The 9,097-nt window shown below is 46.1% G+C and carries 4 protein-coding genes; 2 read left to right on the top strand and 2 right to left on the bottom strand.

The annotated features are described in order from the left end of the window. The first annotated feature begins 341 nt into the window (after positions 1-341). Positions 342-2,516 (top strand): DUF5916 domain-containing protein, encoded by a 2,175-nt coding sequence (locus AB6735_RS25800; protein ID WP_370999079.1) that lies wholly within the window; start codon positions 342-344, stop codon positions 2,514-2,516. A 420-nt stretch (positions 2,517-2,936) separates the two neighbouring features. Continuing rightward, positions 2,937-5,012, top strand: a complete 2,076-nt coding sequence (locus AB6735_RS25795; protein WP_370999078.1) for a TonB-dependent receptor — start codon at positions 2,937-2,939, stop codon at positions 5,010-5,012. 103 nt (positions 5,013-5,115) lie between these two features. Here AB6735_RS25795 and AB6735_RS25790 read toward each other — a convergent pair whose 3' ends face one another. Both AB6735_RS25790 and AB6735_RS25785 read right to left on the bottom strand, forming a co-directional pair. Beyond that, complete coding sequence (locus tag AB6735_RS25790; RefSeq protein WP_370999077.1) at positions 5,116-7,671, bottom strand: family 20 glycosylhydrolase; 2,556 nt, start codon at positions 7,669-7,671, stop codon at positions 5,116-5,118. 276 nt (positions 7,672-7,947) lie between these two features. Then, positions 7,948-8,877: a cobalamin-binding protein gene (locus tag AB6735_RS25785; protein WP_370999076.1), complete on the bottom strand. Its 930-nt coding sequence runs from the start codon at positions 8,875-8,877 to the stop codon at positions 7,948-7,950. Positions 8,878-9,097: the final 220 nt, after the last annotated feature.

The raw sequence follows: 9,097 nt of genomic DNA, 5'->3' as shown, positions 1-9,097 counted from the left end.
AAAAAGAAGCAAAAAGAAAGCTTCAACAATAATAACAACCTATATTATTTGTTGAAGCTAATCTAAAGGCAATGACGTGTTTTATAGGATTTCCTCCCACCCTCTTTCCGCCGAAGGCGAAGAGAGGGTCAACGAGTGCAACGATGTTGGGGTGAGTCTTCGTCACATGGCATATTCATCAGAAGGAAAGCATCCTGAATGCATGGTAATATCCACCATGCCTGTTGGATCCCGAAATAAATTCGGGATGCCCTGTTAATTAATTTCTTCAAAACACTGTAAATCGCTACCTTACCGCATCCAAGTAAATCGATTTAATAAAACCTAACAAAGCATTAATTTTGAATCTTATCTATCCCTTATCACCAGGAAAATTATTAATGCTGATGGTATGCTGCCTGCTTGCTTTTACGGCATCGGCCCAAAAAAAGAATGCCGCTTATCAATACCACATCCGTAAGGCAACCGGGCCGATAGTTATTGACGGTATGATGGATGACGCCTGGTATAAAACCGACTCCACCAGCAGCTTCTTTATGGTGCTGCCGATGGATACCAGCAAAGCCAGCTTGCAAACCCAGGTACGGATGACCTATGACAATAACAATATTTACATTATTGCCACTTGTTATACCACTGGACCAGGGCAATACATGGTGGAATCAATGAAGCGGGATTTTGCATTTCAAAAAAACGACAATTTTATATTTTTCCTTGATCCTTTTGATGCCCGAACCGATGGCTTTAGTTTCGGCGCCAACGCCGCAGGGGGCCAATGGGATGGCACCATGTACGAGGGCGGCAAAGTAGACCTGAGCTGGGATAACAAATGGGTATCGGTAGTAAAAAACTATCCCGACCGTTGGGTGTTTGAAGCGGCTATTCCGTTCAAAAGTATCCGGTACAAAAAAGGGGTAGATGTATGGGGGATCAATTTTAGCCGCAATGATCTTAAAACTACCGAAAAATCAAGTTGGGCGCCCGTACCGCGGCAATTCCCAACCGCTTCGCTGGCTTATACCGGGTCATTGGTTTGGGATGAGCCTCCACCCGAAGCCGGTACCAATATATCACTGATCCCCTACGCGCTGGCAGGTGTATCCAAAGATTATCAGGCCAAAACGGGTACAGCCTGGAAAAAAGAGATCGGCGGCGATGCCAAGATCGGTCTTACCTCATCCCTTAACCTGGATTTGACCGTGAACCCCGATTTTTCGCAGGTGGATGTGGACCAGCAGGTAGTTAACCTGAACAGATATGAGTTATTCTTTCCCGAGAAGCGCCAGTTCTTTTTAGAGAATGGCGACCTGTTCGCCAATTTCGGTTATTCAGATATCCGGCCATTTTTTTCGCGCCGCATAGGGCTTAACGCGCCTATCCGCTTTGGCACCCGGCTTACGGGCAAAATTGATAAAGACTGGCGCGTGGGCCTGATGGATATACAAACCGGCGAGGCGGATGCTGCAGCTATGCCTGCTCAAAACTACGGCGTATTAACCCTGCAACGCCGGGTGTTTGCCCGCTCCAACATCGGCTTTATGTTTATCAACAAAGATGCTACGGGTACAGCCACTCCGGGTACGCAGTACAACCGTAATGTGGGTATGGAGTTTAACCTGGCATCATCAAACAATTTACTCACGGGTAAACTGCTCGGCATTAAATCATTTACTCCCGGACTGAAGGGACATGACATCGTAGCTGCGGGTCACCTCCAATACCTCAGTAAATACTGGACGGCTTATCTGCAGGACGAATACGTGGGTAAAAACTATACCGCCGGCGTAGGTTATGTACCACGGACTGGCTATAACAAGATCAGTCCGCTGTTGCTGCGTAATTTCTTTCCAAAAGCAGGCGGGATACTGAGTCATGGCGTACAGCTGGTATCCAACTATTATTTTGATGAACAGTTTAAGCGTACCGATAACGAAAGTACACTCTCCTATCTTATCACCCTGCGCAACCGCAGCACCTTTACCTTATCGGCCATTAATGATTATATCAAACTGCTGGTACCTTTTGATCCTACCAATACCGGCAAGCCGCTGCTTCCTATCGGCACAGAAAACCATTGGAATACCATCGACGCACAGTTTGTATCCAAACCACAGGCCCTATTCACCTACCTGGCCGAAACTGCTTATGGCGGCTATTATCAAAACGGTCATAAAACTACCGTTACCATGCAGTTAGGCTATCGTTTTCAGCCTTATGTGAATATCGCGGTGAACAGCTCTTTTAACGACTTGCGGATGGCACTGCCCTATGGCAATACCAGTTTCTGGCTCATTGGCCCACGTACTGATATTACCGTAAGCAATAAGCTTTACTTTACCACTTACATACAATACAACGGGCAGATCCGCAATATCAATACCAATATCCGTATGCAATGGCGCTACAAACCAGCATCCGACTTTTTTATTGTTTACGGCGATAACAACACACCATCGCCCTTCATGGTCAAGAACCGGCAGTTGGTTGTGAAATGGACTTATTGGTGTAATTTGTAAAGGCGTACAAACATCTTAGATATTTCTTTTTCTTCCCCTCAGCGGGTAAGCTTCGGCCGAAAGCCAATAGAACGATGATGGGTTGTGAGGAGGTGGGACATAGCAAGTTTTGCAGAAGATGGGGGTTCGAGTGTGCGAAGCAGGGCAAATAATTGCGGTCCGTGGTTCTATTGGCTTTGTAGCGTAAAGGCTTTGTGCGGCAGAGAAGCATTTCCGCTGAAAGCCTTTTTGGTTACTTTTGTGGCGACAAAAGTAACTGGCCCTCCCGCGGCCATGAGCGGGTATGCGTCAGGTAATCCGTTAAAACCCCTCCCCTTCCCGAGGGAAGGAATCGCACTTACTCCTGCTCTTAATTTGTTACCTAAACTCACATGGTTTTACAGGTTAAAACACATATTTTTGGATTCTACCTATTGATCCATGTTAAAAATTTATACCACCTTACTTTTCATATTTATCATTGCGGCAAATACAGTTGCGCAGACCTCAAAAAGAGATACCACCCATCTGCAAGCGGTTACTGTTAAAGGTTACCTGAGCGAGCAGCCGGTACTCAGTGTACCCGCTTCGGTAAGTGTGCTGGGAGCGGCACAGTTAAAGCTACAACCTGATAACTCCTTCGTGAGCGCCTTGAATACCGTGCCGGGGGTACGGGCCGAAGAACGTTCGCCGGGTAGTTACCGCTTGTCTATCAGGGGTAGTTTGCTGCGGTCGCCATTTGGGGTAAGGGATGTAAAAATCTATTTTGACGAGATCCCGCTTACCGATGCCGGCGGCAACACCTATTTAAACGCGGTGGATATTGCCAGCGTACCCAACATCGAGATATTAAAAGGCCCGGATGGCAGCTTATTCGGCGCCAACTCAGGTGGGGTAATGTTGCTGAGCCCGGTAAACCGCTATGCCGATACGAGCTATAGGTCCATCGGTATCAACACCGGCTCCTACGGACTTTTTCATGAAAAGGCCAGCATACAGCAACAGTTTGGCAAAAACCTGCTGAGCATAAACCAAAGCTACCAGGCTTACCAGGGCTATCGGCAAAACAGCAATATGAGCCGCAATTATATACAGGTGGCTGATAAATGGAACTATAGCGGTAAAAATGAGCTGCGTTTCCTGGGTCTATATTCCGACCTGGCTTATGAAACACCCGGCGGATTAAATTTTGCCCAGTTCAATGCCGATCCAAGACTGGCCCGGCTACCAACACCAACCATTCCAGGAGCTATACAGCAACACATCGGCATCACTACCAAAATGTACCTGGCCGGTTTGGTAAATGAGTACCACTTCAACGATCGAATCCGTAACGTGTTATCAGTTTTTGGTAATCATGTTGATTTTGCCAACCCGTTTATCACCAATTACGAACAGCGCGGCGAAAACACTTTTGGCTTCCGCACCTATTTTGAGTTAGCCGGTTTACCGCACGAAAGCATCAACTGGAAGGTTAACCTGGGCATGGAGTGGCAGCAAACCAATTCGGTGATCAGCAATTATGGCAATAAGGCAGGCGCAAAAGACACCACCCAAACCAGCGATTATATCCACACTAACCAGCATTTTATATTCGCCCGTTACTCGGCCGATATTTATAAACGCCTGCACCTGGAAGCAGCGCTGAGCCTGAACTGGTATGGCTATGATTTCAAGAATATCTATCCACTGGAGCAAACCAACTTTTCCAACCGCAGTTTTACACCGCAGCTGATGCCAAGACTGGCCTTAAGCTACCAGGTAACCAATAACTTTATCTGGCGCGCATCCGTAAGCCGTGGATACTCTACCCCTACTACTGCCGAGGTACGGCCAACTGACAATATCGTGAACACCTCGTTGCAGGCCCAAACCGGCTGGAACTATGAAACCGGTTTCCGCCTGCGTAACCAGGATGAGACCATGTTCCTGGATGTATCGGCCTTTTACTACCGCATCAGCAATGCTATTGTGCGCCGTGTAAATGCTAATGAAACGGAGCATTACATCAATGCCGGCGGCACCAATCAACCCGGAGTTGAACTGTCATTTACCGATTGGCTTATCCGGCCAAATAGTACCCATTTTGTAAGAGGGTTGCAATTTAACGAATCATACACCTACAGCAAATTTACTTTCAGAAATTATGCAGATGCGGTAACCAACGCCAGTTATTCGGGCAATAATCTTACCGGTGTACCGCGTAATATTCTTGTGAGCAGTTTGCAGTTAAGGGTACCTTATAACCTGTCGGTATTTGCTCAGCATAATTACACCTCGAAAATCCCGCTGAATGATGGCAACACGGTTTATGCGGGGAGCTATAACCTGTTACAGGCCAAAGCCAGCTGGCAGCCTGCCATCGGCCACAAAACACACCTGGAAATTTATGCCGGTGCAGATAATATCCTGAATGAAAAATACAGTCTGGGTAACGATCTGAACGCCGTAGGCAACCGCTACTATAATGCATCACCATTGCGAAATTATACGGTGGGCATGGGGGTGGTATTTTAGAAGTTTTGAGTGGTGAGTTTTGAGTAGCCAGTAATCTTCATAAACAGATTTGCTTAAAGTTCAGAACTCACTACTCAAAACTCATCACTCAAAAACTAATACCCTACGGATTCAAACTATTGCTCCCCCCTTCGGCTACATTGCCACCCCGGCCCTTTACATCAAAGGCGCGGAACTTGATCACACCGCCATTGTAATTCACTGGACCGGTATATGGTTTGCTTTTATCATCCGGATCTTTGCCGTTAGTAGTATAGCGGATAGTTAAGCCGGGATAATCAATATTACTCAGGTATTTTCCATCTTGTAAACTAATGCCGGGTTTTGGGATCCGGTAGTTATAACCACCTTCGTAATAACTCAAACGTGGCAATTCACGTTTACCCAAAACATTCAAAAAGCCCGACCATGCCGTTTCGTATTCCTGCTTGGCTTTCACGGGGTCGGTTTCGGTGGCCCATTGCGGATCAGGTGCCCAGGCCCGTTCGGCTAATGCCAGTAAACGCGGGAATATCATATAATCCATCCGTTCGGTACTCTTCACAGTTTCGGCCCAAAGCGCGCCTTGTAAGCCTACGATGTTGCCTTTGCCATAATCGGTAAGGCGCTGTTTGCCTATAAATAAGGACCGGTTAATGGGATTGCCATTTTTATCTACATCCGCATTTTTGAAATAATCAAAGGGGATAAACGAGTAAAATTTATCGATGCCCAAAAACGCGCCCCAGTAATAACCCGGCTCATCAAATGATTTGTAACTGGCCATGTCGAAATACAAATTGGTAACACAGGTAAGCACCACTTTGTAACCTGCGTTGGCTAAACGGTAGGCCAGGTCTTCTTGTCCATCACCCAATACGTTGTTCCATACGTCGGCTTGCAAATGTTCTTTGGTAAAATCGGGATTGGGTACATAAGCCGGGCGACCATCCAGCGTGGTTTTACGCAACGCCATTTCTTCCCAGCCAGAAAGCAACAGGCCTTTGGCTTTTAATATATCATTTACACGACCATAAAAATAGTACCAGAGATCGTTAGTGCTTTGTATCTCGGGGTGACTGGCCTTTAGCGCCAGGTAAGCCGGCGATTTTTCCCATACATGCGCAGGCACCTCATCACCACCAAAATGGATAGTTTGCAGCGGTGCGCCTGCTTCTTTGTAAAGAGCAGCAACATCGCTCACTACGGTTTCTACAAAGTTATAAGTTGATGGCAGCGATACATCGATCACATTATCGTTCCAATACTGCACGGAGCGATACTCCGATTTATCATTCAGATCCCGCAGCAGGTATTTTTCGGCATCGGCTTTTTTACCTTCGGCCATCAGGCGATCGTACCGGGCATCCATCGCTTTGATAGGCGCGCGGGCATGGCCTGGTGTTTCAATTTCGGGGATCACCGCAATGTGGCGATCAGTAGCGTATCTTAATATCTCGATATAATCGGCACGACTGTAAAACCCGGTACCCACCGTATTATTCACATCCGGCCCGGAACCATGCGACGCGGGTAAAAAATGTTTGCTATCCAATGTGTGGCCACGTTTAGCTCCTACCGAAGTTAGCTCAGGCAGCGATGGCAGTTCCAGTCGCCAGCCTTCATCATCAGTTAAATGGAGATGCATGGCATTCAGTTTATAGAGGCTCATGGCTTCCAATAGTTTCAGCACCTGCTTTTTAGGCTGAAAATTACGGGCCACATCCAGCATCACGGCACGATAACCAAAACGGGGCTGGTCTTTCACATCAACCGCGGGTATCTGTACCGATTTTTGTTTTTTGGCAAAAGCTGTAGCGGGTATCAGTGATTTTAAAGACTGAACACCATAAAAAGCGCCGGTACTGGTTGAAGCATTAATGGTGACGCCTTGTGGTGTTACTTTCAATTCATAAGCCTCAGGAGCAAGACCATTTACTTTGGTTAAACTGATAACCGAGGTTTTGGATATACCGATGATCGGGCTGATCAGCAATTGATTTAAACCTGCTTTTAGTTGACCGGCTTCTTTTGTAAACTCTTTATCGGCATCAATACGTATTTGATCATCCAGTGTAAATACGCCGCCTGTTTCCTGGTAGCTTGCGGGTGTAGGAAAAACTTTTGGCAATTGCCCGGCCGGGATATCGGCAACATTTTTATTCCGGTCGAAAACAATTTCGGGGGTTATTAAACCCTGGTAAGTGGGTTTGTAGGGCTCCACAGTAAATGAGGTGATGGAATATCCTTTTTCGGGTTGCGCGTCCCAAACCAGGTAAATACCTTCGGGCGCATCCGTGGCGTTCACTACCGGGTCGTCATTAATATATTCTATCCGGGTTGATGCACCGGGTTTCAGTTCCTTAAAACCTTCTGTTGGGGTGATGCTGTACAGGTCGCCGTTCACCTGGTTTATTTTGGCGTTATTGCTTACCGCATGTTCTACAAAACCACGGCCTGAATTAAAATAGAACTTCCATCCGCCGGCAGGCAATACCTCGTGCCCGCTGTTGGTGATAATCAAAGCGGTAAGGGCCTGGTTTTTATTCTGGTAATTGTTATCAACCACCTGCCAGGTAATGTGCAGATCGGCTATATTGAACTTGATATCCTGATGAAGGGTAAAGGCCGTGCTCATGAAAAGTGCTACGACCAGCATCGTTGTGAAGATTTTGCGCATAGTATAACCGTGATTGATAATAGATTGAATGGTAAATATAATTTAACATTTCAATTTTAGCTATACTTTTTAAAAAAATTTAAGAAGACACTTTGAGAGCAAGGACGAGGAGAGCAAGGAGCAAGGACAAAGGGAGAAAAGATGAGTAGAATAAGGAACAAAGACAGAAAAAGGAAGATAAAATAAATCGACGAAGAAAAAACCCCTCATCCTTACTCCCCTCGTCCTTGCTCTAAAAATCCTTGTTCCTTGTTCCAAAAATCCTTACTCCCTAACCTACACTCCAAACCTGATCCAGCCTTCGCCTTCATAGCCAAAGGCAAACTGTTTGGGGCGGAATATCTCGGCCAGTATCTCGATAGAATCAACTATCCGAGGGCCTGGACGATTGAAGTATTGGTTACCATCAACTATAAAAAGTTGGTTATTTTTGATCGCCTTAAGTTCTGTAAAGCCGGGCAGGCTCATTAAAATATCGATCTCTTTAAGGGTTCTTTCAATAGAAAAACCGCAGGGCATCACTACTAAAAATTCGGGATCCTGCAGCAGGATATCATCCCATTGTACATAAGGCGAATGTTTGCCATCCTCTCCTACCAATATGGGGGTTCCTCCTGCAATTTTTACCAGGCCGGGTACCCAGTTACCGGATATCATCATTGGGTCGAGCCACTCGATACAAGCTACCGTGGGCCGGCTTTCGCTGAATTTTAATTTATGCTTGATTATATCTATGCGTTCCACCAGGTTCTCTACCAGTTCGGCACCCGCTTCCGGAACATTTAATGCTTTAGCTATCGTGATAATATCACTCAGGATATCATCCAGGCTGTTGGGTTGAAGCGAAATTATTCGAGCCTTTTTCTCCAGATAATCATCCAATGCCAGCTCCACATCGGCCAGGGAAACTGCACAAACCTCGCATTGATCCTGCGTGATCACCACATCGGGTGCCAGTTCTTTGATCTGTTCGCGTTTTACCGTGTATACTGATAGTGCATTGGCCAGAATCTCCTTTACCTTGATATCAATCTCATTGCTGCTTAAATTATCCGGGAAATTAGCTTCGGTACAAACCGGCAATTGTTTTACGGATGCAGGATAATCGCACTCATGCGAGCGGCCTACCAGGTTATTTTCTAGTCCCAGGGCACAGATGATTTCGGTAGCAGACGGTAGTAAAGAAACTATTTTATCAGTTGACATGGTGTAAATGTGCGGGTATGCAGATGTGCAAATGATAAATCAAATGTGCAGATATGCAGATGTGCAAATGTGCAGATGATTTATTAGATGTGCAAGTGATAGATTAAATGTGCTTATCGAAGTTCAGGCAAAATCCGCACATCTGTAATCCGCACATTTGCATATCCGCACATCTAATCTATCATCTGCACATTTGCACATCTATCGTTTGCACATCTGC

This window comes from Mucilaginibacter sp. RCC_168 (genome assembly GCF_041355315.1).
Lineage (GTDB): Bacteria > Bacteroidota > Bacteroidia > Sphingobacteriales > Sphingobacteriaceae > Mucilaginibacter.
The sequence above is the reverse complement of the archived record's forward strand: the minus strand, read 5'-3'. Positions and strand labels throughout refer to the sequence as shown.